This window comes from Smaragdicoccus niigatensis DSM 44881 = NBRC 103563, from assembly GCF_000380645.1.
In the GTDB taxonomy this organism is placed as follows: Bacteria; Actinomycetota; Actinomycetes; order Mycobacteriales; family Mycobacteriaceae; genus Smaragdicoccus; species Smaragdicoccus niigatensis.
In genome coordinates, this window is sequence record NZ_AQXZ01000018.1 from 149,322 (window position 1) to 173,529 (window position 24,208).

General features: G+C 64.3%; 29 protein-coding genes. 12 read left to right on the plus strand and 17 right to left on the minus strand.

Annotated features, from left to right (window positions below; genetic code table 11):
• The first annotated feature begins 31 nt into the window (after positions 1–31).
• Complete coding sequence (locus F600_RS0116765; RefSeq protein ID WP_018161789.1) at positions 32–454, plus strand: DUF1707 domain-containing protein; 423 nt, start codon at positions 32–34, stop codon at positions 452–454.
• Here the strand turns inward: F600_RS0116765 and F600_RS0116770 are convergent, their stop codons facing one another.
• Positions 455–1,963 carry an amino acid permease gene (locus F600_RS0116770; protein ID WP_018161790.1) on the minus strand — a complete coding sequence of 503 codons (1,509 nt, stop codon included), beginning with the start codon at positions 1,961–1,963 and terminating at the stop codon, positions 455–457.
• Between the two features lie 59 nt (positions 1,964–2,022).
• Here F600_RS0116770 and F600_RS0116775 point away from each other — a divergent pair, with 59 nt between their 5' ends.
• The 3 genes from F600_RS0116775 to F600_RS0116785 are packed head-to-tail and all read left to right on the plus strand — an operon-like array spanning position 2,023 to position 3,868.
• Positions 2,023–2,409, plus strand: coding sequence for a cupin domain-containing protein (locus tag F600_RS0116775; protein WP_211220083.1), 387 nt, complete (start codon positions 2,023–2,025; stop codon positions 2,407–2,409).
• Between the two features lie 39 nt (positions 2,410–2,448).
• Positions 2,449–3,381, plus strand: coding sequence for an SDR family NAD(P)-dependent oxidoreductase (locus tag F600_RS0116780; RefSeq protein ID WP_018161792.1), 933 nt, complete (start codon positions 2,449–2,451; stop codon positions 3,379–3,381).
• Positions 3,382–3,400: 19 nt separating this feature from the next.
• On the plus strand, positions 3,401–3,868 hold the full coding sequence (locus tag F600_RS0116785) for a MarR family winged helix-turn-helix transcriptional regulator (protein WP_018161793.1): 468 nt from the start codon (positions 3,401–3,403) through the stop codon (positions 3,866–3,868).
• A 1-nt stretch (position 3,869) separates the two neighbouring features.
• Here F600_RS0116785 and F600_RS0116790 read toward each other — a convergent pair whose 3' ends face one another.
• Genes F600_RS0116790 through F600_RS32630 form a run of 3 tightly spaced genes read right to left on the minus strand, consistent with a single transcriptional unit; the run spans position 3,870 to position 5,780 of the window.
• The gene (locus tag F600_RS0116790) at positions 3,870–4,481 is read right to left on the minus strand and encodes a hotdog domain-containing protein (RefSeq protein WP_018161794.1); all 612 of its coding nucleotides are present in this window, start codon (positions 4,479–4,481) and stop codon (positions 3,870–3,872) included.
• Positions 4,478–4,870 (minus strand): VOC family protein, encoded by a 393-nt coding sequence (locus F600_RS0116795; RefSeq protein ID WP_018161795.1) that lies wholly within the window; start codon positions 4,868–4,870, stop codon positions 4,478–4,480. The genes F600_RS0116790 and F600_RS0116795 overlap by 4 nt, the downstream gene beginning before the upstream one ends.
• A gap of 37 nt (positions 4,871–4,907) precedes the next feature.
• The gene (locus F600_RS32630; protein WP_018161796.1) at positions 4,908–5,780 is read right to left on the minus strand and encodes a M23 family metallopeptidase; all 873 of its coding nucleotides are present in this window, start codon (positions 5,778–5,780) and stop codon (positions 4,908–4,910) included.
• Between the two features lie 280 nt (positions 5,781–6,060).
• Between F600_RS32630 and F600_RS30590 the strand changes: the two genes are divergently transcribed.
• Positions 6,061–7,251, plus strand: a complete 1,191-nt coding sequence (locus F600_RS30590; protein ID WP_162141440.1) for a TetR/AcrR family transcriptional regulator — start codon at positions 6,061–6,063, stop codon at positions 7,249–7,251.
• Positions 7,252–7,328: 77 nt separating this feature from the next.
• On the plus strand, positions 7,329–9,161 hold the full coding sequence (locus F600_RS0116810; RefSeq protein ID WP_018161798.1) for an acyl-CoA dehydrogenase: 1,833 nt from the start codon (positions 7,329–7,331) through the stop codon (positions 9,159–9,161).
• 62 nt (positions 9,162–9,223) lie between these two features.
• Here F600_RS0116810 and F600_RS0116815 read toward each other — a convergent pair whose 3' ends face one another.
• Both F600_RS0116815 and F600_RS0116820 read right to left on the minus strand, forming a co-directional pair.
• Positions 9,224–9,646, minus strand: a complete 423-nt coding sequence (locus tag F600_RS0116815; RefSeq protein WP_018161799.1) for a nitroreductase/quinone reductase family protein — start codon at positions 9,644–9,646, stop codon at positions 9,224–9,226.
• An 87-nt stretch (positions 9,647–9,733) separates the two neighbouring features.
• Positions 9,734–10,570, minus strand: coding sequence for an extracellular catalytic domain type 1 short-chain-length polyhydroxyalkanoate depolymerase (locus F600_RS0116820; protein WP_018161800.1), 837 nt, complete (start codon positions 10,568–10,570; stop codon positions 9,734–9,736).
• Positions 10,571–10,717: 147 nt separating this feature from the next.
• Between F600_RS0116820 and F600_RS0116825 the strand changes: the two genes are divergently transcribed.
• Genes F600_RS0116825 through F600_RS0116840 form a run of 4 tightly spaced genes read left to right on the plus strand, consistent with a single transcriptional unit; the run spans position 10,718 to position 14,707 of the window.
• The gene (locus F600_RS0116825; protein ID WP_018161801.1) at positions 10,718–11,353 is read left to right on the plus strand and encodes a TetR/AcrR family transcriptional regulator; all 636 of its coding nucleotides are present in this window, start codon (positions 10,718–10,720) and stop codon (positions 11,351–11,353) included.
• Positions 11,350–12,264 (plus strand): ABC transporter ATP-binding protein, encoded by a 915-nt coding sequence (locus tag F600_RS0116830; RefSeq protein ID WP_018161802.1) that lies wholly within the window; start codon positions 11,350–11,352, stop codon positions 12,262–12,264. Before F600_RS0116825 ends, F600_RS0116830 begins: the two co-directional genes overlap by 4 nt.
• Positions 12,261–13,871: an ABC transporter permease gene (locus F600_RS0116835; protein ID WP_018161803.1), complete on the plus strand. Its 1,611-nt coding sequence runs from the start codon at positions 12,261–12,263 to the stop codon at positions 13,869–13,871. The genes F600_RS0116830 and F600_RS0116835 overlap by 4 nt, the downstream gene beginning before the upstream one ends.
• 59 nt (positions 13,872–13,930) lie before the next feature.
• The gene (locus F600_RS0116840) at positions 13,931–14,707 is read left to right on the plus strand and encodes an SDR family NAD(P)-dependent oxidoreductase (RefSeq protein WP_018161804.1); all 777 of its coding nucleotides are present in this window, start codon (positions 13,931–13,933) and stop codon (positions 14,705–14,707) included.
• Here F600_RS0116840 and F600_RS0116845 read toward each other — a convergent pair whose 3' ends face one another.
• The 5 genes from F600_RS0116845 to F600_RS0116865 all read right to left on the minus strand — a co-directional run bounded on the left by F600_RS0116845 (position 14,708) and on the right by F600_RS0116865 (position 19,222).
• A complete protein-coding gene (locus F600_RS0116845) occupies positions 14,708–15,520 on the minus strand; it encodes an alpha/beta fold hydrolase (protein ID WP_156024655.1) in 813 nt (270 codons plus the stop codon). It abuts the gene before it with no gap.
• A complete protein-coding gene (locus F600_RS0116850) occupies positions 15,517–16,320 on the minus strand; it encodes an SDR family oxidoreductase (RefSeq protein WP_018161806.1) in 804 nt (267 codons plus the stop codon). Before F600_RS0116850 ends, F600_RS0116845 begins: the two co-directional genes overlap by 4 nt.
• Positions 16,317–17,984, minus strand: a complete 1,668-nt coding sequence (locus F600_RS0116855) for an FAD-binding dehydrogenase (RefSeq protein ID WP_018161807.1) — start codon at positions 17,982–17,984, stop codon at positions 16,317–16,319. Before F600_RS0116855 ends, F600_RS0116850 begins: the two co-directional genes overlap by 4 nt.
• On the minus strand, positions 17,981–18,628 hold the full coding sequence (locus F600_RS0116860; RefSeq protein ID WP_018161808.1) for a TetR/AcrR family transcriptional regulator: 648 nt from the start codon (positions 18,626–18,628) through the stop codon (positions 17,981–17,983). The genes F600_RS0116855 and F600_RS0116860 overlap by 4 nt, the downstream gene beginning before the upstream one ends.
• 165 nt (positions 18,629–18,793) lie before the next feature.
• On the minus strand, positions 18,794–19,222 hold the full coding sequence (locus F600_RS0116865) for a GNAT family N-acetyltransferase (protein ID WP_026306621.1): 429 nt from the start codon (positions 19,220–19,222) through the stop codon (positions 18,794–18,796).
• A 23-nt stretch (positions 19,223–19,245) separates the two neighbouring features.
• On the opposite strand from F600_RS0116865, the gene F600_RS0116870 reads away from it, so the two are divergent.
• Positions 19,246–20,541 (plus strand): condensation domain-containing protein, encoded by a 1,296-nt coding sequence (locus tag F600_RS0116870; RefSeq protein WP_081628897.1) that lies wholly within the window; start codon positions 19,246–19,248, stop codon positions 20,539–20,541.
• 53 nt (positions 20,542–20,594) lie between these two features.
• Here the strand turns inward: F600_RS0116870 and F600_RS31695 are convergent, their stop codons facing one another.
• The gene (locus F600_RS31695; protein ID WP_018161811.1) at positions 20,595–20,771 is read right to left on the minus strand and encodes a hypothetical protein; all 177 of its coding nucleotides are present in this window, start codon (positions 20,769–20,771) and stop codon (positions 20,595–20,597) included.
• 155 nt (positions 20,772–20,926) lie between these two features.
• Here F600_RS31695 and F600_RS0116880 point away from each other — a divergent pair, with 155 nt between their 5' ends.
• Entirely contained in the window at positions 20,927–21,340 is a 414-nt protein-coding gene (locus tag F600_RS0116880; protein ID WP_018161812.1) for a (4Fe-4S)-binding protein, read from the plus strand.
• A 58-nt stretch (positions 21,341–21,398) separates the two neighbouring features.
• On the opposite strand, the gene F600_RS0116885 is transcribed toward F600_RS0116880, so the two are convergent.
• The 5 genes from F600_RS0116885 to F600_RS0116905 form a co-directional block, all read right to left on the minus strand.
• A complete protein-coding gene (locus tag F600_RS0116885) occupies positions 21,399–21,806 on the minus strand; it encodes a VOC family protein (RefSeq protein ID WP_026306622.1) in 408 nt (135 codons plus the stop codon).
• Between the two features lie 10 nt (positions 21,807–21,816).
• A complete protein-coding gene (locus F600_RS0116890) occupies positions 21,817–22,257 on the minus strand; it encodes a helix-turn-helix transcriptional regulator (protein ID WP_026306623.1) in 441 nt (146 codons plus the stop codon).
• Between the two features lie 31 nt (positions 22,258–22,288).
• Positions 22,289–22,942: an SGNH/GDSL hydrolase family protein gene (locus F600_RS30595; RefSeq protein ID WP_162141441.1), complete on the minus strand. Its 654-nt coding sequence runs from the start codon at positions 22,940–22,942 to the stop codon at positions 22,289–22,291.
• A gap of 62 nt (positions 22,943–23,004) precedes the next feature.
• Positions 23,005–23,211 carry a hypothetical protein gene (locus F600_RS0116900; protein WP_018161816.1) on the minus strand — a complete coding sequence of 69 codons (207 nt, stop codon included), beginning with the start codon at positions 23,209–23,211 and terminating at the stop codon, positions 23,005–23,007.
• 97 nt (positions 23,212–23,308) lie between these two features.
• The gene (locus tag F600_RS0116905; RefSeq protein WP_018161817.1) at positions 23,309–24,187 is read right to left on the minus strand and encodes an AraC family transcriptional regulator; all 879 of its coding nucleotides are present in this window, start codon (positions 24,185–24,187) and stop codon (positions 23,309–23,311) included.
• Between the last annotated feature and the right edge of the window lie 21 nt (positions 24,188–24,208).

The window sequence follows — 24,208 nt, forward strand, 5'->3', positions numbered from 1 at the left end:
CGGCAATCCGCACCTGCAATATCCTGGCAACGTGACCGACGATCATGTTCGCGCCGCCGACGCCGATCGCGAGCGCATTGCCGAACGACTTCGATTGGCCGTGGATGAAGGCCGACTGAGTCTTCTCGAATACGACGAGAGACTTCGCCAGCTCTATTCGGCGAAGACCTACGGCGAGCTCGCGCCGATTCTGGCAGACCTGCCGGCGCGCGTCGAAGCTCCGAAAACTGTTGCGAAACAACCACTTCAGGTTCCGAAGTGGGTCATCATCATGTGGATGCCGTGGGCCGCGGTGAACATCATGTGCCTGTTCATCTGGCTCGCGACCGGAGCCGACTATTTCTGGCCGTTCTGGGTCGCCGTTCCGTGGGGATGTGCGCTACTCATTCCGACCGCGGTCGGCGTTCTGACCCACCGCACGGATGATGACGGACCGCCAGCGATCGAGCAGTAATCACTCCGCCTCGACCAGCCGTCGAGGTCCGGTGAACCACTGCCGGGCCGAAATCACCCACCACAGGCCGATCGCGCCGACGGTGCCGGCAAGGGTGATCGGCGCGTAGTTGACGAGGTCCCAGGTGAAGTCCTCGTGCCAGGGGTAGCCGCGGTCGTCGGTCGGGAGCACGAAGAGAACGCTGATGATGGCGATCCACGCTAGGGCGACGGTATCGACGACTCGGTAGTGGCGTCCGAGCGTCCATGGGCCACTCGCGAATCCGGACCCGCGACGCAGCCGCAGAGCGATCGGAATTCCGTAGGCGATGTACAGCCCGATGACCGCGACCGAAGTGGCGGCGTAGTAGGCCGTGGGCGCGTTGGCCGCCGGGACGAGCATCGACGGAACGAGCAGCAGAAACGCGAAACCACAGATGAACCACACGGCCGCAACCGGGACACGACGGGCGCTCAACGTCGACCACAGGCGCGACCCGGGGACGGCTCCATCGCGCGCGAAGGCATAGAGCATGCGTGAAGCCGCGGTGACGGACGCGAACCCGCAGAAGAGTTGGGCGACGGCGGCGATGATGAGCAGGCCGGCCGCCAGCCGTGCATCAAGCGAGTTCTCGAGAATGTAGATGACCGGGTAGCCGCTGTTCTGGGCCGGATCCAGTGCCGCGGTGAGGTCCGGAATGGCGAACGTGACCGCGAGGATCAGCACGTATCCGGCGATCGCGGACACGATGATCGTGTGGACAACGCCCCATGCCGCCGCGCGTGCGGCGCCCTTGGTTTCCTCGGAAAGGTGGGCGGACGCGTCGTATCCGGTGAACGTGTACTGGGCGTGCAAGAGCCCGAGAAGGAAGCTGAACGCCACGCCACCGAAGCCGACGCCGCTGTTGTCGACGGTCTGGGTGAAGACGAACGACAGCGATTGATGCTTCGTGGCGAAGAAGGTCAAGACGCCGACGAAGATCAGCACACCGATGACGTGCCACCAGGCTGAGACGTTGTTGATCGTCGCCGCGAGATGCGGTCGAAGAATGTTCAGCACGGCGTGGGCGGCGAGCACGAGCGCAAACACGACGAAGATGACGTCGCGGGACGTACCGAAGCCAAGGCCGATGGCGTCGAGCACCGCGGTCACGAAGATCGCGGCGCCGTAGTCGATCGCCGCGGTGACGGCGATCTGCCCGATGAGGTTGAACCAACCGGTGAACCAGCCCCAGACGGGACCACCCAGTTCACTTGCCCACCAATACAACCCACCGGCGGTGGGGTAGGCGGACGCGAGCTCGGCCATCGCGAGCCCGACGAACAGCACCATGATCGAGACGAGCGGCCAGCCCCACGACATCGTGATCGGGCCACCGTTGGCGAGACCGATCCCGTAGCTCGCCAGGCCTCCGGTGAGAATCGAGACGACCGAGAAGCTGATCGCGAAATTGGAGAATGCCGACCAGGAGCGGTTGAGGTCCTGGTGGTACCCGAGTTGCGCCAGGCGGTCTTCGTCGGAGAGTTCCATGCCGCCTCCATCCGGACCGCTCGGTATGTTTGTTCCAACTATGCGCCGCAGGGGGAACCGTGACATTCGAATCCATGCAGTTGCCGGACGAGCCACATGTCACTGCGCCCGACGGGTCGGATGTGCGAATTCTGCTCGGACTTTCCGGTGGTGGCATGGCGCACTTCTCACTCGCGCCGGGTCGTACGTCCCGCGCTGTCACCCACCGAACCGTCGAGGAGATCTGGTACTTCACGACCGGAGCAGGGGAGATGTGGCGGTCAGTCGGGGCTGAGACGGAGGTACTCGAGGTCCGGCCCGGCGTATGCCTCACGATCCCGCTGGGGACGGACTTTCAGTTCCGTTCCTTCGGACCCGAGCCACTGGCCGCCGTCGCCATCACCATGCCGCCGTGGCCCGGCGAGGGCGAGGCGGTGTTCGTCGAAGGTCCGTGGGAACCGTCCTGACTCTGGACCGCGAACTGAGGAGTCCGTTAAGTTCGGGCTATGGGTGGCCACAAACCGCTTGCGGGCCGGACCGTCATCATCACGGGCGCTTCCTCTGGAATCGGTCGGGCAAGTGCGAAAGCCGTCGCTGACGCCGGTGCCGAGGTCTTGCTCCTCGCCCGTCGGGTCGACGAGTTGAACAAAGTCGTCGACGACATTCGGGCGGCGGGCGGCAAGGCGTCGAGTTACCCGTGCGATGTCACCGAGTCGGAATCGGTCGATGCTGCACTGGCCGCGATCTTCGCCGATCACGACCACGTCGACATGCTCGTGAACAACGCCGGCCGCTCGATTCGGCGGTCGCTGTACCGGTCAGTGGACCGCTTGCACGACTTCGAACGCACGATGGCCGTGAACTACTTCGGCGCCGTACGGATGATCCTGGGGTTGCTGCCGCACCTGCGCGAGCGCAAGTTCGGGCACATCGTCAACGTGAGCAGTGAAGGTGTCCAAGTCAGTTCGCCCCGGTTTGCGGCGTATCTCGCAAGTAAAGCCGCGCTTGACAAGTTCACCGATGTCGCGGCCACCGAAACGCTGTCCGACGGCATCACGTTCACGACGATCCACATGCCGCTCGTCGAGACCCCGATGATCACGCCGAGCGCGGGCGCGTACGCAGCGGTGAAAGGCAAGTCGCCGGAGTGGGCGGCAGCGACGATCGTCCGTGCGCTCGTCGAGCGGCCCAAGCGCATCGACGTCCCGATGGGCACCATCTTCGAATACGCCGCGTTGTTCGCACCGAGCCTCAAGGATCGCGCACTGCATCGGTACCACCGGGCCTACCCGGACAGCGCCGCGTCGAAGGGCGAATTGCCGGTACCGCCGGTGGACGCGGCCGAATCGACGGCGGGTCCGGAGCGCCCGGGGATTCAGCGAAGCGCCGGACGGCTACTTCGGCGCGCGGCGCGGATGGTTCCGGGAACCCATTGGTGAATCGACGTCCGACCTAGGATTGGCGATCGTGACCGAGACGCGCTGGCTGGACGACGAGGAAATGCTCGCGTGGCTGGCGTTGGCGTCACTGTTCATCAAGCTCCCCGCCGCGCTCGACCGGCAATTGCAGCGCGATGCCGGGCTCTCGCACTTCGAGTACCAAGTTCTCGCGGGCCTGTCTCAGGCACCCGACTGGACGCTCCGCATGAGCGACCTCGCGAAGTTCACCGAAGGTCAGTTGCCGCGGTTGTCGCAGGTCGCGGCACGCCTCGAGAAGCGGGGCTGGTTGACGCGGATGGCAGACCCGACCGATGGACGGTTCACCCTGGGCACGCTGACCGAGGCCGGGATGGCCAAACTCGTCGAAACCGCGCCGAGCCATGTGTCGACTGTCCGGCGCCTGGTCTTCGACAGCTTGAGTCCCGAACAGGTTGGTCAGCTACGCGACATCGCACGCCACATCGTCGATGCGGTCGAAGGCGACTGAGCTATTCCTTCGGCAGTTCGATCATCAACGCTTCGGCGTCGGCGAGCACTGTACCGGCCGGGCTGGTCAATGTGGACACGACGAAGCGCTTTCGACCTTCCGTCCGATCGATGCGCGTCTCGACTGTGAGTTCGACGTCCAGTGGCGTCAGGTTCCGGTAGTTGACGTGCAGGTATGCCGTTCGGGCGACCGGCTTTCGCGCGGCGAATATCGCCATACCGCACATCTCGTCGAAGAGCAGGGCGATGGCACCGCCGTGTGCGGCCCCATTCCCGCCGAGGTGGTAGCGACGGAAGCTTCCCTTCGCGCGAACGCCTTCGGCGCTCCACGTCTCCACCCGCCACGCGGGAAGCATGAGGTGGCCACGCCCCGGTGCGACGGCGCGCCCGGCAAAGCTCGTTCCCTCGGGGGCGGCGTGCGATTCGAGCATGTCGATGAGCGCCTGCGCCTGGAGCGTCGCGTCGGCGAGAACCTCGTCCGGCGCGTTGACGGCGACCGCAAGATCCTGCACGGTGCGGAGCGTCTCGAGGAACTCCGTGAATTGTGGGGTGGGCCGCGTCGGCTTCAGACTTTTGAATCCAGCGGCCGTCTCGCGGGGGAGTTCGGTCGTCATGTGTTAGCACCGGGCTTTCGCAGGTCGCGGCGAAGCGGATGGTCGGCGGGCACCTCGACAAAGACGATGGCCACGCCGTCCGGGTCCGTCACCCACATCTCGATGAGTCCCCAGGGCTGCAGTTTCGGCTTGGCGGTGATGGTCACGCCACGCGCGCTGAGCTCCGAAAACGCGTCGGCGGCGCTTCGGACCTGGAGCCACAAGGCGCCACCGAAGGCCGAATCCGGTCCGGCGTGGCCGGCGATCTCGATGAGCGACTGCCCGGCGAAAAAGACCGTCCCGCCCGGGTATTCGCGTGCGATCGCAAGCTGGAGGACGTCCCGATAGAACGCCACGGTCGCGTCGTAGTCGGTCGGGCGCAGGATCACCCGACCACTCAGAATGTCCATGATTCAGCTCTACCAGGTGAGCCGAAGTCGCGGAACGTCAGGCCAACGTGTCGGGCGACACCGGGTCCGGCACGACCGGGGCGGGCGGTGCCGCAGGGTCTACCGGGGCGGTGGTCGGGGCGGTGTCTGACTCGGGTGCCGGGGTCTCGGCGGGAGTGGGCTCGTTGCGCTTGACCTCGATGCCGCGCTCGGTGAGCCACACCAGGGGATCGGTGTTCGTGCCGTCGGGAAGTTTTACCTCGAAGTGGAGGTGCGGACCGGTCGAGTCACCACGGTTGCCGATCGTGGCGATCTGCTGACCGGTGGTGACGACGTCGCCGACCTTCACGAGGTTTTCGTTGTTGTGGCCGTACGTGGTGATCGTCCCGTCGGCGTGCTTGATCCGGACCCACAGACCGAAGCCCTGAGCGGGGCCGGCGTCGATGACCTTGCCCGCGGACGCGGCGTTGATCGGGTCGCCGATCGGTCCGGCGAGGTCGATGCCCTGATGATTGCGGCCATCGCCGAACGTCGAGGTGAGGATGCCTGCCGCCGGGAGCGCGAAGGTGGGTGCGGCTTGGACGGTCTGAACTGGAGCAGCAACGGTCGGGGCGGTCTGCACGGTTTGGACGGGTGCGGTGACGACGGGAGCGGCTTGGACGGTTTGGACCGTTTGGACCGGAGCCGCGATTGGTTCCGGGGGAGTGCTTGCGGTGTTCGCATCACTCGATCCCGCCGATCCCGATGAGCCAGCCGATCCGGCGACGAGGCTGTCGATGATGGGGCGCAGTGCTGCCTCGACCTCCGGCGTCAACGCGGGGTCCGCATGGGCCGTCGCACCGAATCCGATCAGGGCGGTCGCCGCTCCGGTGACCAGTCCGGAGAATCGAAGGGTCGAACGCAAAGCCGTCTTCTGTGCGCGCACTGCCATTTACACCCCCGCGGGTATCTGGCGCCGCATCGTCAAGGCGACGCGCCGTTTGGTTCTGGCAAGTGCACATGATCTTCGCCACTGCGGATAGGGAAATGGCGTCACAATTTGGCGTCTGGAGCTAATTCGGAGTAATCGAAACGAGACCCGATTCTGGGGATTTCCCGCCGAAATGAATCTTGAAATCGCCGCGTTTCAGATAGCCGGAAAGCAATTTCCGAGGACCCGGACAGCGGACCGAATTCGGCAGCCGGGCGGATCGAATGGAAGGATGGACCACGTGCCGAATTCGACCGCCAAGGATGCCGAGTCAGAGGTTGTCCAGCCTCGGCGTACGCGCCCCCGGGACCGTCGCGGCCAGATCCTGCGGACTGCCGGGGAAGTGTTCGCCGAGAAGGGTTTTCATTCTTCCTCGCTCGCGGACATTGCAGGTCGGGTCGGCATTTCGCCCGCCGCGTTGTACCGGCACTTCTCGAACAAGCAGCATCTGCTCACTGAGACCGTCCGGGCCGGAATCGACACGACCTACGAGCGCGTCGCGGCGGCCGAGGATCCGCTCGCCGTACTCATGGAATTGTCGCTCGAATTTCGCGGTGTACCCCGCCTGTGGCAACTTGAGATCAGAAACCTGCCGGAGCCGGAACGACGCGAGATGTTCGTTCACGTTCGGGCAATCGTCGACCTCATTGCGCAAGCGGTATCGGCGCGCCGGCCCGATATTTCGGTCGAAGATGCGCGATTTCTTGCGTGGGTGATCGCGTCAATCGCGGAGAGTCCGTCATTCCACAATGTCCAGCTCCCGAAGGACCGGTTCATTCCTCTGCTTACCGCGGTGATCGAAAGCGTGCTGGCGATTCCGTTCTCGTCGCAGGATCACGGTGCGCCCGCTCGGACTGTCCTCGGTCCCGCGCTCGACGACCTGCAGCCGGAGCGCCTCATCGTTGCCGCCGCGGAGTTGTTCAATACGCGCGGGTATGACGCCGTGGGGATCGAAGACATCGGTGCCGCGGTCGGCATCTCGGGGCCCGCGATCTACCACCATTTCGCGAGCAAAGGCGACCTGCTCAACGAGATCATCGGGCGCAATGATCAGTGGATCGGGCACTACATCTCACGCGCATGTGCCGAAGGCAACTCGGCTGAAGAATCGCTGGCGCTCCTCACGCAGTATTTTCTGGCGTTTGTTGCCCGTTCGCCCGCCATCGCCGGAACCGCACTCTCGGAGGCTCGACACCTTCCTGACGACCAGGCCAAGCGCTATCGACGGGTTCATCGAGCAGGAGTCCTGCGCTGGGCCAGGTTGATTCAGGCAGCAAGTCCCGACACGCCCGAGGATGAAGCTCGTGTTCGAGTTCAGGCGTTCACTACTGTCGTCATCGACGCGGCCCGAAACCCGGGTCTTGTTTCGCGTGCCGATTTTCAGGCCATTTTGGCCCGGATCGGTACCGCCATCGTGATGACCCAGCCTTAGTCGGCGTTAACTTACGGTTGCGAAACCAAAGATCATTACGCAATTCTGTTCCCCGACTGCCCAAAGGAGGGGAACACATGGGTCACTACATCGCGAATCTTCGAGACATCGAGTTCAACCTGTTCGAGGTACTCGAGCTCGGCAAGCTGCTCGACGCCGGTGCCTACGGCGATATGGACACCGAGACAGCGCGCACCACGCTGTCCGAGGTCGCACGCATGGCTGAGGATCTCATTGCGGAAACGTTCGTCGAGGGTGACCGCAACCCGCCGGTCTTCCTGCCGAACGAGCACCGGATCACCATGTCGAACGAACTCGCCAAGACCGTGCAGGCGGTCAAGGAAGCCGAGTGGTGGCGCATCGGTGTTGCGGAGTCGATCGGTGGTGTTCCCGCTCCGGCGCCAATGACCTGGGCGATCCTGGAAATGCTGATGTGTGCGAACCCGTCGGCAGCGTTCTACACGATGTTCGGCCCGGCGATGGCCAACGCGATCGCCGACGTAGGCACGCCGCAGCAGGTCGAATGGGCCCGTATCGCGATGGAAAAGGGTTGGGCGGGCACGATGGTGCTCACCGAGCCGGACGCCGGTTCGGACGTCGGCGCCGGTCGCACGAAGGCGATCGCGCGGCCGGACGGCACCTGGCACATCGAGGGCGTCAAGCGCTTCATCTCGGGTGGCGACGTCGCCGAGACGGCCGAAAATGTCTTCCACCTGGTTCTCGCCCGCCCCGAGGGTGCGTCAGAGGGAACCAAGGGCCTCAGTCTGTTCTTCGTCTCGAACCACCACTTCGACCACGAAACCCTCGAACTCGGTGAGCGCAACGGAGTCTTCGTCACCGGTCTCGAGCACAAGATGGGCATCAAGTCGTCGCCGACGTGCGAGGTCACCTTCGGCGGCCACGGCATCCCGGCCGTCGGGTACCTGGTCGGCGACGTGCACAACGGTATTGCGCAGATGTTCAAGGTCATCGAGAACGCACGCATGACGGTCGGCATCAAGTCGTCGGGCACGCTGTCGACGGGCTACCTCAACGCCCTCGCGTTTGCCAAGGAGCGCGTCCAGGGTGCGGACATGACCCAGATGATGGACAAGTCCGCCCCGCGCGTGACGATCATCAACCACCCGGACGTGCGCCGCAGTCTGCTGATGCAGAAGGCGTACGCGGAAGGTCTGCGCGCCCTGTATCTCTACACCGCCGCGCACCAGGACGCCGACGTCGCACTGCAGGTATCGGGCGCGAACGCGGATCTCGCACACCGCGTTGAGGATCTGCTCCTCCCGCTCGTCAAGGGCGCCGGTTCGGAGAAGGCCTACGAACTGCTGACCGAGTCGCTGCAGACGCTCGGTGGTTCGGGCTTCCTCCAGGATTACCCGATCGAGCAGTACATCCGCGACGCGAAGATCGACTCGCTCTACGAGGGCACGACCGCGATTCAGGCGCTGGACTTCTTCTTCCGGAAGATCATCCGCGACCAGGGTGGCGCGCTCGGTCACCTCGCCATGCAGATCAAGGCGACGATCGACGCCGGAGATGCGACGCTCGCTCGCGAGGTCGAACTTCTGGCGAAGGCGCTCGACGACGTGCAGCAGACCGCCGGAATCCTGACGGGCTACCTCATGGGTGCGCAGCAGGACCCGAAGAGCCTCTACAAGGTCGGCCTCGGTTCCGTGCGCTTTCTGCTCGCGGTTTCGGACCTCGTCATCGGCTGGCGTCTCATCGTGGCCGCCCAGGTCGCGCAGGCTGCCTTGTCAGCCGGCGCCAGCGTCCGTGACCAGGCGTTCTACGAGGGCAAGGTCGGAGTCGCGAAGTTCTTCGCCCGCAATGTGCTGCCGCAGTTGACGGCGACGCGCGAGATCATCGCGGCGATCGACACCGAGCCCATGGAGCTCAGCGAAGCCGCGTTCTGACCGATGGGAGGGTGGTCGCTCGGATGAGCGGCCACCCTTCGTCGTTTCGGGTGACTGACTGCCTAGACCCGACGAAGCGCGACGATCGGAATGATGCGCGTGGTCTTCTCCTGGTAGCCAGCGAAAGCTGGGCTCAGCTTGATGAAGCGAGCCCAAGCCTCATCGCGGTCGGAACCCTCGAGCACCTCGGCGCGAACGGAGACCACGCCATCGTCCGGCGTCTCGATCTGCACGTCGGGATGTGCTCGGAGGTTGTGGTACCAGGAGGGGTTGTCCGGGGCGCCGGCCTTCGAGGCTGCGATGAGCCACGTGTCATCGTCGGGCCGAATAGCTGCCACCGGAGCGACGCGTTCCTGCCCGCTCTTGGCGCCGATGTGGTGGACCAGGATCAGTCGTCGGCCAAAGCCGTTCTGCGTCACCGTGCCGTTGTTCGCGCGGAACTCCGCGATGATGCTGTCGTTCCAGTTGTGCAAGCCGCTCGTCACGATTTGTCCTCCCTATTTGCCTCGCCCAGTGATGAAACGCGTGCCAGTGACGGTGTGTTCCCGGTCACCGGAAGACGGACCCCTTCGCTACGTCGAATACTGGCTTAAGAATCTCCACAATTCAGCCGTGGTGTCGAAGCCGTTGCTTGCCTGTGGCCAGTCATGTCCGCCGCCGGCCAAGGTGACGAGTTCGACCGTCCGCCCGTTGGGGCAGGTGGCTACCTGGATCGTCGTGACTCCATTGACGCGAACGGTCGGCGCAGCGCAGTTGTCAATGGTCCGCCACTGCGCGTCGAGTTCCGGGATCGCGACTCCCTGGATCTTGGCGAAACCGGTGCCGCGGCTCCCGTCGTAGGGGATGTTCTTGTCGTCCGTGCCGTGGACGTGGATCACCGACGTCGGGGTTGGTTTGCTGCAGTCGCCGAGTTGAGTGCCGGCGACCGGTGCAATGGCGGCGAAGATCGACGTGCGGCACGCAAGCGTGTAGGTCATGATCGCGCCATTGCTCATGCCGGTCGCGTAGACGCGGGTGCTGTCGATTCGCATGTCCTTCTCGATGGCCGCGACGACCGCCGTGATGAATCCAACGTCATCGACGCCGTTGCGGGCCGGTTCGCCGCAGCAACCGCCCGTCGTGTTCCAGGCGCGCCCGACTCCGTTCGGGTAGGCGACCACGAAGCCCTCTCGATCGGCCAAGTCGTCCCAGCCGTAGGCACGTTCGGCTTGCTGCGCACTTCCGAAGCCGCCGTGCAGCATGACGACCAGCGGAGCGGGGGACTTCAGATCGCGTGGAACGTGGACGAGGTACGTGCGGTCGCTGCCGTCGAATGACAGGTGGCGCTCCGCTGTGCCCGCCGGTGTCGCACCGCGCGGAACCGAACAAGCGGTGAGCAGCAGGAGCAGGACGCCGACGAGAATTCGCACGATTCAAGTGAAATCGGGAATCGATGGGGAGCGCAATCGCCGGAGCGGAACCCTCACCAACCCCTCATCAGTCTCAACGGAGCTTCATCCTGCGGTGACCGTCACACCCACTAGCGCTCGATTGAACGAGTGTTTAGACTATTGAACATGCGTTCAGACTCTGATCTGACGACCCGCGCTCGTATTCGAGACGCGGCGATCGCCACGTTCGGAGACCAGGGATTCGCCGTCGGAGTTCGCACGATCGCCGAGGCCGCGGGAGTCTCCCCAGGTCTCGTCAATCACCATTTCGGCTCGAAGGACGGGCTTCGCGCCGAATGCGATGCCTTCGTGCTCGAGGCGATTCGTCGTTCGAAGTCCGACTTCATGCACAACTCGTCCTCGGCGAATTTCCTGGCCGCGCTCGCCGAAGTCGAATCGTTCGCACCGCTCATCGCCTACCTCGTGCGGTCGTTCCAGGCCGGCGGCAACCTCGCTGCCCACCTGTTCAACGACATGGTCGCCAACGCGGAGACCTACATGCAGGAAGGCGTTGATGCGGGGCTCATCCGACCGAGCCGCAACCCGAAAGCGCGAGCCCGGTATCTCGCGCTCGTCGGCGGCGGCGGGCTGATGCTCTACCTCCAACTGAAGGCTGCGGAGGGCCCGATCGACTATCGCCAGGCGTTGCAGGACTACACCCGCGAAGTCATGGGCCCGTCGCTGGAGATCTATACCGAAGGCCTCATCACCGATCCGCGACTGCTCGAAACCTGGCAGTCCCAGCAAGCGAAAGAGGAGTGATCGTGTCTTACGACAACGACACCAGCAGCGACATCGAAGTGCGAAAGCTGGTGAAGACATTCGGTTCGGCGCGGGCTCTGGATGAACTCGACCTCTCGGTTCGTACCGGCGAAGTACACGGATTCTTGGGCCCGAACGGTGCCGGCAAGTCCACGACGATCCGGGCGCTGCTCGGTCTCTTGAGAACCGACAGTGGATCCGCGACCGTCTTCGGCCTCGACCCCTGGGCCGACAGCGTCGAGATCCATCGACGCCTCGCATACGTCCCGGGCGATGTCGCCCTCTGGCCGAACCTCAGCGGTGGCGAAACCATCGACATGCTGCTCCGACTGCGCGGGGCTGACCCGGCGCAGTCGAACCGCGACGAACTCGTCGAACGGTTCGAGCTCGACCTCACCAAGAAGGGTCGCGCGTATTCCAAGGGCAATCGGCAGAAGGTGGCGCTCGTTGCCGCGTTCGCCGCACCGGTCCAGTTGCTCATTCTCGATGAACCAACCAGCGGCCTGGACCCGCTGATGGAACAGGTCTTCACCAAGTGTGTGGCCGAAGCGAAGGCCGCCGGAACGACGGTCCTGTTGTCGAGCCATATCCTCAGCGAGGTCGAGAACCTCGCCGACCGCGTCACCATCATCCGTGCTGGTCGCGCGGTGGAAACCGGCACCCTAACGGAGATGCGTCACCTCCACCAGACGCGTATTCGCGCGGACCTCGCCGGCACGATCCCGGACCTGTCGACCACAGTCGGCGTTCACGATGTCAAGGTCGACGGCACGATTCTGACGCTGTCGGCCGATGAGTCTGCGCTCAGCAGCGTGCTCAGCACGCTCGGTGCCGCCGGCATCCGCAGCGTCTCGTGCACACCCCCGTCGCTCGAGGAACTGTTCCTCGACGCCTACCGGACCGTGTCATGAGCACCATCGCGCCTGACCGGCCTTCGAAGCCGAAGAGTCAACTGTCCCGATTCACCGGTACCGTCGCGCTGACGCGGCACGCGCTGCGCCGGGACCGTGTCCTCGCCAGCGTGTGGATCGCCATCATGGTGTTGCTGGTGTACGCGTCGGCTGCGGCCACGCCGGCCCTGTACTCGTCGGAAGCCGAACGCGTGCACGCCGCCGAAGGGTTGGCGTCGAGCCCGGCAACCGTTGCGCTGTATGGACGAATCCTCGACGTGCACAGCGTCGGCGAACTGTCGATGGTCAAGATGACAGTGCTGTATGCGCTGTTCGCGTCGTTGCTGTTCGTCATCATCGTCCGGCGGCACACGCGCGTCGACGAAGAGCGCGGCCTCGCCGAACTCGTCGGTGCGGCGCCGGTCGGGCGCGATGCGTTCTACGCGGCGGCGCTCGTCGAGTCGCTGCTGCTCACCGGCGTGCTCACCGTTTTGGCCGCCCTGGCGTCCATCGGCGGAGGCCTGCCCGCAGGTGGATCGGTTCTGTTCGCCCTGTCGTGGGCCGGCACGTGCCTTGTTGGCATGGGAGTCGCTGCGGTGGCGGTGCAGTTGTCCGCGAGTGCGCGCACGTGTGGCGCGATCGCGATCGGCACGATGGTCGCGCTGTACCTCGTCCGCGCGGTCGGCGACGCGGCCTGGCCGACCCTCAGTTGGTTCTCGCCACTGGGGTGGAACACCGAGCTGCGGGCATGGTCGCACCCTCGAATCTGGGTGCTCGCTCTCTATGTCGTGGCCAGCCTTCTCCTCTTCGTGCTCGCCGGAACGTTGCGCTCGCGCCGGGACCTCGGCGGCGGACTGTTGCCGGACCGTCCCGGCAAGATCCATGGTTCGCCGTGGTTGGCCAGCGCGTTCGCGCTGACCTGGCGGGTCAACCGGACGAGTGTCATCATCTGGACTGTCGTGTGCGCTGTCATGGGCACGCTCATGGGTGCGATCATCCCGGTCGCGTCTGGACTGCTCGAAAGCAACACCGCAACCGAAATCATCCAGCGCATGGGTGGCACGGGCGTGATCGAAGACTCCCTCGTGACTGCCATCCTGGGCGTGCTGGCGATCGGAATCACGTGCTTCGCGATCACCGTCGCGACCCACGCCGCGGAAGACGAGCGATCAGGACGATCCGAGGAAGTGCGCGCAACCGCGGTCGGACGGACCTCGGTGTGGGTGGCGACGAGCGTCATGGCCTACGTCGGTGCGGCCTGGCTGGTGCTCCTCACCGGCGTTGCGATGGGCATCGGGTCGGGACGGTCCGTCGTCGACGTCGCCGGTGCGGCCGCCGCTCAGATTCCGGCCGTGTGGGTCACCGCTGCGATCACGCTGCTTGCACTTGCCCTCGGCAGTCGGTTCGCGGCGCTCGGGTGGGCGGTGCTCGGTGCGTTCGTCGTCGTCGGATTCGTCGGTGAGTCGATCAATCTGCCGAGCTGGGTGACGAAGATGTCGCCGTACCAGCATGTCCCGAAGGTTCCTGCGCTCGCGTTCGAGTGGGCTCCCGAGCTGGGTCTGCTGGCCATCGCAGCCGCGTTCGCCGCGGGTGGATGGATGATCTTCCGTCAACGCGATATCGGCTGATCAGTACATCCCTGCAGATTCCGACCACGATCGTTTACGGCTGCCCATAGAGTCGATGAATGGCGACACCACAGGAGCCGGTCGCCCTCATCACGGGCGCCGCATCGGGAATCGGCGCGCAGTATGCGCGAACGCTCGCGAACCGCGGGTACGACCTCGTTCTCGTCGACCGTGACAAAGACCGTCTGGTCGCTATCGCCGACGAGATCGAGGCGGCGTGCCACCAGCGACCCACCCTGATGGCTGCGGATCTGGCCACCGTGGAGGGTCGCGCCGAGGTCGCCGATCGTCTACAAGAGGGCGTTCGCTTCCTCGTCAACAGTGCCGGGTTCGGGTTGCCGGGCCGGTTCTGGACGCTTGATCCGGCACAGTTGCAGGCCGAACTCGACGTCGCGGTCACCACGGTGATGCAACTGACGCGAGCCGCCCTACCGCCGATGATCGCCGCGGCACGTGGTGACATCGTCAGCCTCGGTAGCATCGCCGGCTTGATCCCGGGACCGATGGCGAGCTACTCGGCCTCCAAGGGGTACGTGATCACGCTCGCCGAGAGTCTCGCGATGACGTTGTCGGGCACCGGGGTTCGCGTTCAGGCGTTGTGTCCCGGATTCGTCCGGACGCGATTCCACGAGACGGCCAGCATGGAGATGAAGGGCCTCCCGGACTTCATGTGGCTCGACGTCGAAGACGTGGTCAAGGCATCTCTGAAGGACCTCGACAAGGGCAAGGTCGTATCGGTCCCGGGGATTCCGTACAAAGTCATGACGAACTTCGCCCGCTACGCACCTAAGTGGCTGGCCGAGCGAGTCGGCAAGATCGGGAAGAAACCGCGCTGATCAGTGCTTCTCGATGAAGTCCCGGATCAAGCCCGCGACTGTAACCGGACGTTCGACGTTGGGTGAGTGACCCGTGCCATCGACCGTCGCCACCTCGATCCCCGCGGACCGGTAGCGCGCAATGGTCTTACGCCAATCCCAGATCAGGTCCCGGTCGCCGTGGATCGCGAGAGCGGGGACTCCGGACTCCCGCAGTAGGGCATCAAGCGGCCGCTTGGCGAGCCGCTTGCCTCGCGTCGCCAGGACGATCTCGTACATCTTCGGGTCGAACACGGAGTAGTCGCGGACGAAGGCGTTCGGTTCGTCCGAAACCGCACTGATTCGAAAGCCTGGTGCATAGCCCGAACGCGCGCCAAGCCGAACGAAGGGTGCCGGGAGAAACCGATGTACGAGTCCCATCGGAACGACCTGGGGGAGCAGCGCAGGCGGCAACTTCGAGTAGCTGTAGTCGGGTGCCTGCCCGATGACGACACACGCCGCGGCCCGTCCGGCCGTCACCAATTCGACGGCCACGTCCGCGCCGAAGGAATGACCAACGGCGACAACATCGTTCACGCCGAGCTGATCGAGAACCTCGATGATCGCCGCCGCTTGGGCGGGCGCATCGAGGTCCTTCGCCGTCTCCGAGAAGCCGTGTCCGAGCAGGTCGACCCGAATGACGCGGTAGTTCTCGGCCAGCAGATCCGCGATTCGGCCCATGCGCTGGAGCGAACTGGCGAATCCATGGATGAGCACGAGCGGACGCGCACCGGCCGGACCGTCCACGCGAACGTGCAACCGGCCGACTTTCGTGCCGATCATCCGTCCCGTCACCGGCGCAGTCCGAACGCCTTGGCCATCACGCGCTCGACGATCGCCGCCGGTGCGGCCCGCTTGAGCAGGAACACGACCTGAGCCTGGCTTCCGCGCGCGTACAACGGCTTCGGCTGGTCCGCGTTGATCGCTTCGAGGACGGTCTCGGCAACCTCGGATGCCGAGATGCCGGTGGACTCTCGCTTATCGAGGGTGTCGATGACGGTGTTGAACTCCTTGAGGTAGGGGGAGTCGTCGGCAACGTACTTCGTGCGCCGCTCACTGATGCCGGTGTTGATCGACCCCGGTTCGACAGTCGTCATCCACACGCCGAACGGCGACAGTTCGAGGCGGGCCGCGTCCGAAAAGCCCTTCAGTGCAGCCTTGCTCGCGACATACGAGGAGCGGTAGGGCAGCGGGAAGCTCGCGAGCATCGACCCGATCATGACTACACGGCCATACCCACGCTCGCGCATGCCGGGGAGCAGAAGTTGCGTGAGGCGGACCTGGCCGAAGACGTTGAGCTGGAACAGTCGCTCGATCGCGTCGGCCGGCAACTCTTCGAAGGGGCCGGACTGGCTCTCTCCGGCATTGTTGATCAGCACATCAACGGGACCAGCGCCAGCAGCGAGGGCTTCGATCGAGGCCTTGTCATTCAGGTCGAGAGCGCGGTACTCGACTCCGGGTACGCGCACTGCGTCGTCGATCCGATCTGGATTCCGGCTCGTTCCGATGACGCGATAGCCCTGCGCGACAAGCGCTTCCGCGACGGCTTTGCCGATACCGGACGAGGCGCCAGTTACCACTGCGGTCTTGGTCATGCCAACTCCTTAGCCAATGCGAGGCCGGCCGCGCGGCCGGAGAAGATGCAGCCCCCGAGGAAGGTTCCTTCGAGTGCGTTGTAACCGTGCACACCGCCACCGCCGAATCCGGCGACCTCGCCGGCGGCGTACAGTCCTGCGATCGGGCTGCCGTCGTTGGCAAGCACCTGCGAGTCCAGGTTCGTCTGCAAGCCGCCCAGCGTCTTTCGCGTGAGGATGTTGAGGCGCACGGCGATCAACGGGCCGTGGTTCGGGTCGAGGATGCGGTGCGGCTCAGCCACGCGGACGATCTTGTCGCCGAGGTACCCGCGTGCATTGCGGATCGCCATGATCTGCAGGTCCTTGGTGTAACCGTTCGCCAGTTGCCGGTCCCGTGCGACGATCTGCCTCTCGAGGTCCGCGAATTCGATCTCTGCGCCACCGCGGGCAAGCTTGTTCATGCCCGACACGAGGTCCTGCAGATTGTCGGCCACCACGAAGTCGATGCCGTGCTTCTTGAACGCCTCGACCGGTGCCGGAGCGCCCTTCGCGAGGCGGCTCTTGAGCGTGAAGACGATGTCCTTGTTGGTGATGTCCGGGTTCTGCTCCGATCCGGACAGCGCGAATTCCTTCTCGATGATCGACTGCGTCAGGACGAACCACGAGTAGTCGTAGCCGGTCGACAGGATCGCCTTCATCGTCGAATTCGTATCGAAGCCAGGGAAATTGGGGGAGGCCAACCGCTTGCCGACGGCATCGAACCACATCGACGACGGTCCGGGAATGATCCGGATCGCGTGGTTCGGCCACACCGGATCCCAGTTGTGGATGCCCTCGGTGTAGGCCCACAGCCGATCCCGGTTGACGATCGTGCCACCGGCGTTCTCGGTGATCCCGAGCATTCGTCCGTCGACGTGCGCGGGCACTCCGGCGATCATCGTCTCTGGTGCCGGGCCGAGCCGATCCGTCGGCCAGAACTGGCGCACGAGATCGAAGTTGTGCCCGATTCCGCCAGAAGTCACGACGAGGGCAGGTGCACGGAATTCGAACTCACCGACCTTCTCGCGAGATGATGCGACGCCACGCTCGAGATCTGTGGGCTCGAGGACCGTGCCGCGCACGCCGACGACCGCACCGTCTTCGACGATGAGCTCATCGACCTGGTGCCGGAACTTGAAGGTCACCTGCCCGCGCTGCTCAGCGACCTGGACGGGCTCAGCGAAGATCCGCACGACTTCGGGACCCGTGCCCCACGTCAGATGGAAGCGGGGAACCGAGTTGCCGTGGCCGTCGGCGTTGCCGCCGCCGCGTTCGGCCCAGCCGACGATCGGTGTGATGCGAAGTCCGAGATCGTGCAGGTACTTGCGCTTTCCGGTGGCGGCCCACTCGACGTAGGACTGCGCCCACCTGCGTCCCCAGTGATCCTCGCGGTCGCGGTCGAAACCTGCGGAACCCATCCAGTCTTGGAGTGCGAGTTCGTAGGAGTCCTTGATGCCCAGCCGCCGCTGTTCCGGCGTATCGACGAGGAACAATCCACCGAGCGACCAGAACGCCTGACCGCCGAGATTGTTGCGGTTCTCCTGATCGAGGATCAGAACGTGCTTGCCGGCCTTGATCAATTCGTGCGCGGCGACGAGCCCGGACAAGCCGGCTCCGACCACGATCGCATCGGGAGTCTGACTCATATGGATGATCCTTCGATCTCGGTGGAGTAAGCGAGCACAACGCGCGTGAAGAGTTCGATGCGGCGCTGCCGAACGGCGTCGTTGTCGGGTTCGATGAGCACTTGAACGGTCGTGCCGTCGTGGACGGCGACGAGTGCCTGGCCCATGGCGACCGAGTCGGGGATCGCCCGCCCGGCACGTGCCATGAGCACTTCGAGCACGGGCATCAGGCCGGCGATGATGGCGTCTTCGCGCGCTGCCATGACGCGGCGAAGCGACGGATTCCGTAGTGCGTGAGCAGTGAATTCGGCGGTGATCCGGTACCACTTGTCGTCGACGGGAACGACGGCGAGAACGCGTGCGACGGCGGCGAGGGGATCGTCACCGACTGCGGTTTCCGAGTCGAGGATCGCTTGAAGGCCGTCGATGAGCTCGCGGGATTTCTCGCCCCACATCTCGAGGAAGAGTTCGTCCAGCGACGCGAAATTCGAGTAGAAAGCGCCGCGGGTATATCCGGCCCGGTCGCATACTTGCTCGACGGTCGTGCGGCCGAACCCCTCTTCGGCGAACGTGTCGTAGGCGGCGGTCAGCAATCGCGCACGGGTCTCCGCCCGCCGCTTGGTCACCCGCTTCGGTGACTCGATGCTGACCTCAGATTCGCTCACGATACAAAACTGTATCCGATACGTTTGTGTATTGAAAGGGTCAAACCTGACCGAATGCATGATTTGCCGCAGAATGCGTCGGTTGGGCACTTCCAGTGCGTGGAGTGCCGGATCGAGCGCCTGATCAGGCGCAGGGTGCGGCACTCCATGGACCCGCGGGTCAATTCAGTCCCGGATATGAGGGAATCGGAAGTCCCGCTGCAGGAACGTCGAGTCAGGCGGACCGAACCCGAACCGTGCATAGAGCGAGTGCGCGTCGGCGGTGTGCAGCATCCAGCGGAAGTCCGAGCCGGGCCCGTCATCGATCATCGCGCGCACAATCGCTGATCCCACGCCACGTCCTCGGCACGCTGGATTGACGTACACGTCCGCCAGGTAAGCCACGGCTGCGCCGTCGGAGAAGGACCGCGCGAATCCGACCATGGCACCGGAGTCGCGGTCGTATGCGCCGACAATTCGCCAGGCCTGGTCCAACTGCCGATCGAACATCTCGCGCGTCCGGTATTTCGCCCAGTAGGCACGCTCGCTGAGTTCCGTCCACAACCAGTCGCGGTCGATACGCTCGAGATCCGTGCTGATGTCGATTTCGGCCATCATGCGATTCTGCTCTTGCAACGATGACGGAATGGGGAAGGGGAGCGGCATTGCGGAAAGTGCGCCTGGATCGTCTGGATGAGACGTGTCTGAATGTCGGATCGGCCGATGAGCCGTGGACGATTCATCTGGAAGTTCGCATCGACGGACAGTTCGATGACGAACGACTCCGCGCCGCGATCCGGCAGGCGATGGTCACGCATCCGATTGCGCGGGCTCACCTCAAGCCGGTGAAACCGGCCACGTTCCGCTACTTCTGGCTCATTCCAGACGAACCCGGTGATGTACCGCTGACGATCGTGAGCGGCGAGCCCGTCGCCGCGGTTCGGGACCGCGTTGTGAGCCAAGCGCCCGACCTCACGGTGTCGACGTTCACCGCGACTGCGGTCCATGCCGGTGGTGGCGACTACCTCCTGCTCGTCCTTCATCACGCGGCCGGAGATGGCGTTGCGGCTTATCGGCTCATGACGTCGATCCTGCGCAATTACTCGGGTGAGCCGGACCCGGTTCCCGACTTCGACCAGGTTGCCGTACGAAACGTGCGCAAGTTGGTGGGTGCGCGTGGAATCAAGGACCGTCTGCAACGGACGCGCCTGCTCGGCCGGCACGTGATCATCAGCGCTCGCCGTCCGGCGCGAGTCGAGCCCCAAAATGGAACGCCCACAGCGGGATACGGGTGTCACCCGATCTTTTTCACAGCGGAGGAGACGCAGAAGATCGTCGCCAATCGCCCCGACGGGGTCACCGTGAACGACCTGCTCCTGGGCGGTCTCGCGATGACCGTTCGGCGGTGGAACGACGAGCGAGAAGTAAAACCGCGTCGCGTCACGATCACCATGCCGATGAACGTTCGACCACCGGAGTGGCAGTACGAAGTGTTCGGGAACTTCGCGTCCTACGTGTCGATCCGGGTCATGAAGAAGGAACAAACCGGACTCGCCGATGCGGCCATCGGCGCCCACGCCCGGACCAGCGTTCTCAAAGCGCATCGTGCGCAGGGCATCATCGTCGACATCGCGAAGATGAGCAGGATCTTGCCGGACAAGCTCAAGCGCATGCTTGCCGATCGGCCGTTCGTCGGTGATCGCGCAGTCGACACGACGTGGCTCACGAACCTCGGTCGTCTCGACGCGCCAGGAATGAAGATCACTGAGCTCTGGTTCTCACCGCCCGGCACCGTGCCGATGGGTGCGACCGTCGGGGCCGTCACCGTCGACGGCGAACTGTCCTTGACGCTGCGGTATCGCCATCCGCAGTTCGACGCGGTCGCGGCCGCGGAATTCGCCGATCTCTACCGGGACATCCTGCTCGGACGATGACAAACGAAAGTCGGCCCGGTGCAATCACCGGGCCGACCTTCGAGCTTTAGTTGTTACTGGCCAGGCTTGAGCTTCTCGGCAGCTTCCTTGGCCTTGTCGACTGCACCCTCCGCAGCTTCCTTAGCCTTGTCGACTGCGCCTTCGGCAGCTTCCTTGGCCTTGGTAGCGAGGTCGGTAGCCTTCTCCTTGGCTGTCTCGACGGCCTCGGTGATCTTGTCCTGCAAGCCCATGGTGGTCCCCTTCAACGCTCCGAACCACCTGTTTGCGGTTCGCTGTGACAATTATGGGACGGGTTTTCGCCCCACATGGACGTATTACCTGATCAAGGTCTGATCCGCACTGGGACTCGCCTTCTGGCACCCGCTGTTAGGGGTACTTTTGCGCTATGGCTGGCGAATACTCCGGTAAGGAATACACAGCGGACGGCATCACCGTCCTCTTCGACGGAACTCGCTGCCGACATTTCGCGGAGTGCGTGAAGGGTCTACCGGCGGTGTTCAACACCAAGGAAAGGCCGTGGATTCAGCCTGCGGAAGGCGACCCGCAAGCAGTCGCCGAGGTCGTTGAGAGGTGCCCGAGCGGCGCACTGCGGTATGTCCTCGCCAGCGGGCAGTCGGAGGTGCCGCCCGTACCGACCTCGATCACCGCAGTTCCCGGTGGGCCACTGCTTATCCGCGGCGATCTGCTGCTGACCCTGACCGGATCCGACGCGCCTTCGCACGAGATCCGGATGGCGGCGTGTACGTGCGGGTCGAGTGCGAACACACCGTTCTGCGACGGAGCCTGCACTCGCCACTGAGGCCAAAGCCCAGAATGGTCGTTTGCGCTCACTGACCGAGCGCAAACGACCACAAGACCTAAGCCGCCTGGTTGATCCGAACGAGGTTGCCGGCGGGGTCGCGGAACGCGCAGTCCCGCACTCCGTACGGCTGGTCCATCGGCTCCTGCACAACTTCCGCGCCCGCCGCCTGGACCTGCTCGAACGTGCCGTCCACATCTTCGGAAGACAGGACGATGCTGGCGTAGCTGCCCTTCGCCATCATCTCGGCGATGGTGCGGCGCTCGTCCTCGGTGATTCCGGGATCGGCGGCCGGCGGGTGCAGCACGATCGACGTTTTCGAACCCTCGGGCCCGACCGTGATCCAGCGCATGGTGCCGTATCCGACGTCGTTGCGGACCTCGAATCCGAGGGTGTCCCGGTAGAAGGCCAGCGAGGCGTCCGGGTCGTCAGCGGGAAGGAAGGTGTAGTGAATGCTCAGGCTCATGCAGATCACGCTACTGAGGCGCGGCAGCCGCTGCTTCTCGATTCCTGACCGGTCTGGTGACCTGTTTGGCAACACACGCCGGGATGCCTTTGGCCTCGTCGCCGGCCATTTTCTTGTACGCGCTCGGGGAGATGCCGACGAGTTCGGAAAATCGCGTGCTGAACGTTCCCAACGATGAGCAACCGACCTCGAAGCACACCTCGGTGACGGACATGTCGCCGCGCCGAAGGAGTGTCATGGCGCGTTCGATCCGCCGCGTCATCAGATAGCTGTACGGCGACTCGCCGTAGGCGGCCCGGAACTCACGACTCAAGTGACCGGCAGACATGAACACGCCTCGGGCCAGCGCCTCGACATCGAGCGGCTGCGCATAGTCGCGATCGATCCGATCACGGACTTTGCGCAGCAGCACGAGCTGTCGGAGGCGTGGATCGGATGGTCCAGTCACGATCCCAGTGTGCACTTTTTCGGCGGGAGTTGCCTCAGCAGGCGTTCAATCGCTTCGGCAGCACCGCGGCCAGTTTCTTCCCAAGCGCCAGATGGCCCTTGGCATTTGGGTGCAGCAGGTCGCGCCGATAGAGGCTGGGATCGACCTTGATGAACTTGCGGGCGTCGATGAAGGGAATCCCGACCGCGGCAGCGGCGTCGTGAACAGCCGCCGTGTTCGCATTGACCAGGGCCGTGCTGTCCTTCTTCGGACGGTAGACCGGGCTCATCGCGAAGATCTCCGCGTGGGGGAGGCGTTCGTGGAGTTCTTCGAGAACGGCTTGCGCCGCTGGTTCGACTCCCTTGGTGTCCTTGTCGTTGAAGCTGCCCTGCACGATGACGATCGACGGGTCAGCCTCGACGATGTTCTCGACGCGATCGCCGAAGACCCCGTAGATGGCTTTCTTCCCGGGATTGACGTAGCCGGTTCCGCTGCGACCGAAGTTGAGCGCGTCCCAACACATCAGCTTCGATGTCGTCCGCCAGTACTGGGGGTCGCCGGTACCCGCCGTGTAGGAGTCGCCGAGGAACGCGACGGTCGGCTTGGGGTGGGCGGCAGTCGTCGCGTTGGCGGCGGGGCCGAAAAATGTGACTGAAGTGGCAACTGCGGCGCAGATCAAGCCAATTCGAGCGGGACGGGCACAATACACTCCAAGATCGTAATTGCGTGGCAGAATCGCAGCATCCGCACAGCGGAGATCTTGATCACAGGCTAGGCGGCTACCGCGACCAGATCTGATGAGCGGCGATGAGCCTTCCTGGCCAATGCTCGCTCGAATTCTGCATCCGGACCGCCCAATGCAGCGAGGTGCTCGTGCAGGCGGGCCTTGGCTTCGAACCAGGCCGCGAACTCGGTCTTGCTGGCACCCGACGCCGGGCGCGCAAACGAGAGGGTCATCATCTCGGTCAGCGTGTTCATCGCTTCGCTCCTCGACGTCAGGTCTTTTCGGGCTCTCACTAATACGACGAATCCAGGCACGCGAATTCGACCGGTGCGGGCAGAAAAGTTCCGGACGTCAGTTCCGTTTGCGCCAACGAGAAGGTGCGAGACCGAACTCCCGCGTGAAGGCCCGGCTGAAGGCCGCATCGGACTCGAATCCGACGGCCCGAGCGACCTGACTGACGGACTGCTCGTTGGACTCCAGAAGGGCCGCTGCCTTCTCGAGACGCCGGCTGGCCACGTATGCGGCCGGGGACTGCCCGAGCAGTCGAGTGAACCGCTCGGCGAACACCGATCGCGACTGATTCGCGAGTCGGGCCAGTTCGGCGACCGTCCATCGGTTCTCTGGTTGGGCGTGGATCGCGGTGAGAACCGGTGCGAGCTGACGATCCAACGCCGCGGTGAGCCAACCCGGTTGTGACCCATTGGTCGTCGACCATTCGCGCAGGGCGTGAATGAATAGCAGGTCGAGAATGCGCGAAATCATGACTCCGGCGCCTGGGCGTCCCGGCTTCAGTTCTTCGAGCAACAAGTTCAGGCTGAGCGGAAGCCACGGGCGACCCGAAGCCTTCACTCGAATCGCGGACGGCAGGACATCCAGTAACGTGCCCGCGGATTCGTTGTTCAGGACGAACCGGCCCGAAACCCATCCCGCCGCATCGTCGCTTGAAAGCTGGTGCGAATCGCCGCGTGCAACGAGCACCATGTCGCCGGGATCCAGCACGATCCGACCTTCGCCGGTTTCGATGACGAGCCCCGCCGTTTCCGCGATGTGAAGTGCGCGAACTCCTTTCGGGAGGTCCACGCGAAACGGTGGAGTGGGCGCAAAGCGGGCGACGGCGTCGCCGCGGAGGCTCACCAACTGGAGCAATTCGGACAACGCATCTCCGGCGATGTTCGGAAACAAGATCGACTGCTCCGGAGTATCGGCAAATTGTTCCGGTTCCTGAGTCATGGCCTGTGCCCGATCGTCCGC

What these genes read in the sequence shown, in the direction of transcription:
- F600_RS0116905 (WP_018161817.1), bottom strand. Translation starts at nt 24,187, where the DNA reads ATGACTCAGGAACCGGAACAATTTGCCGATACTCCGGAGCAGTCGATC.
- F600_RS0116770 (WP_018161790.1), bottom strand. Translation starts at nt 1,963, where the DNA reads ATGGAACTCTCCGACGAAGACCGCCTGGCGCAACTCGGGTACCACCAG.
- F600_RS0116885 (WP_026306622.1), bottom strand. Translation starts at nt 21,806, where the DNA reads ATGAGCCTGAGCATTCACTACACCTTCCTTCCCGCTGACGACCCGGAC.
- F600_RS0116855 (WP_018161807.1), bottom strand. Translation starts at nt 17,984, where the DNA reads ATGAGTCAGACTCCCGATGCGATCGTGGTCGGAGCCGGCTTGTCCGGG.
- F600_RS0116840 (WP_018161804.1), top strand. Translation starts at nt 13,931, where the DNA reads ATGGCGACACCACAGGAGCCGGTCGCCCTCATCACGGGCGCCGCATCG.
- F600_RS0116835 (WP_018161803.1), top strand. Translation starts at nt 12,261, where the DNA reads ATGAGCACCATCGCGCCTGACCGGCCTTCGAAGCCGAAGAGTCAACTG.
- F600_RS0116880 (WP_018161812.1), top strand. Translation starts at nt 20,927, where the DNA reads ATGGCTGGCGAATACTCCGGTAAGGAATACACAGCGGACGGCATCACC.
- F600_RS0116810 (WP_018161798.1), top strand. Translation starts at nt 7,329, where the DNA reads ATGGGTCACTACATCGCGAATCTTCGAGACATCGAGTTCAACCTGTTC.
- F600_RS0116790 (WP_018161794.1), bottom strand. Translation starts at nt 4,481, where the DNA reads ATGACGACCGAACTCCCCCGCGAGACGGCCGCTGGATTCAAAAGTCTG.
- F600_RS0116865 (WP_026306621.1), bottom strand. Translation starts at nt 19,222, where the DNA reads ATGGCCGAAATCGACATCAGCACGGATCTCGAGCGTATCGACCGCGAC.
- F600_RS0116900 (WP_018161816.1), bottom strand. Translation starts at nt 23,211, where the DNA reads ATGAACACGCTGACCGAGATGATGACCCTCTCGTTTGCGCGCCCGGCG.
- F600_RS0116825 (WP_018161801.1), top strand. Translation starts at nt 10,718, where the DNA reads ATGCGTTCAGACTCTGATCTGACGACCCGCGCTCGTATTCGAGACGCG.
- F600_RS31695 (WP_018161811.1), bottom strand. Translation starts at nt 20,771, where the DNA reads ATGGGCTTGCAGGACAAGATCACCGAGGCCGTCGAGACAGCCAAGGAG.
- F600_RS0116870 (WP_081628897.1), top strand. Translation starts at nt 19,246, where the DNA reads ATGACGGAATGGGGAAGGGGAGCGGCATTGCGGAAAGTGCGCCTGGAT.
- F600_RS32630 (WP_018161796.1), bottom strand. Translation starts at nt 5,780, where the DNA reads ATGGCAGTGCGCGCACAGAAGACGGCTTTGCGTTCGACCCTTCGATTC.
- F600_RS0116780 (WP_018161792.1), top strand. Translation starts at nt 2,449, where the DNA reads ATGGGTGGCCACAAACCGCTTGCGGGCCGGACCGTCATCATCACGGGC.
- F600_RS0116850 (WP_018161806.1), bottom strand. Translation starts at nt 16,320, where the DNA reads ATGACCAAGACCGCAGTGGTAACTGGCGCCTCGTCCGGTATCGGCAAA.
- F600_RS0116795 (WP_018161795.1), bottom strand. Translation starts at nt 4,870, where the DNA reads ATGGACATTCTGAGTGGTCGGGTGATCCTGCGCCCGACCGACTACGAC.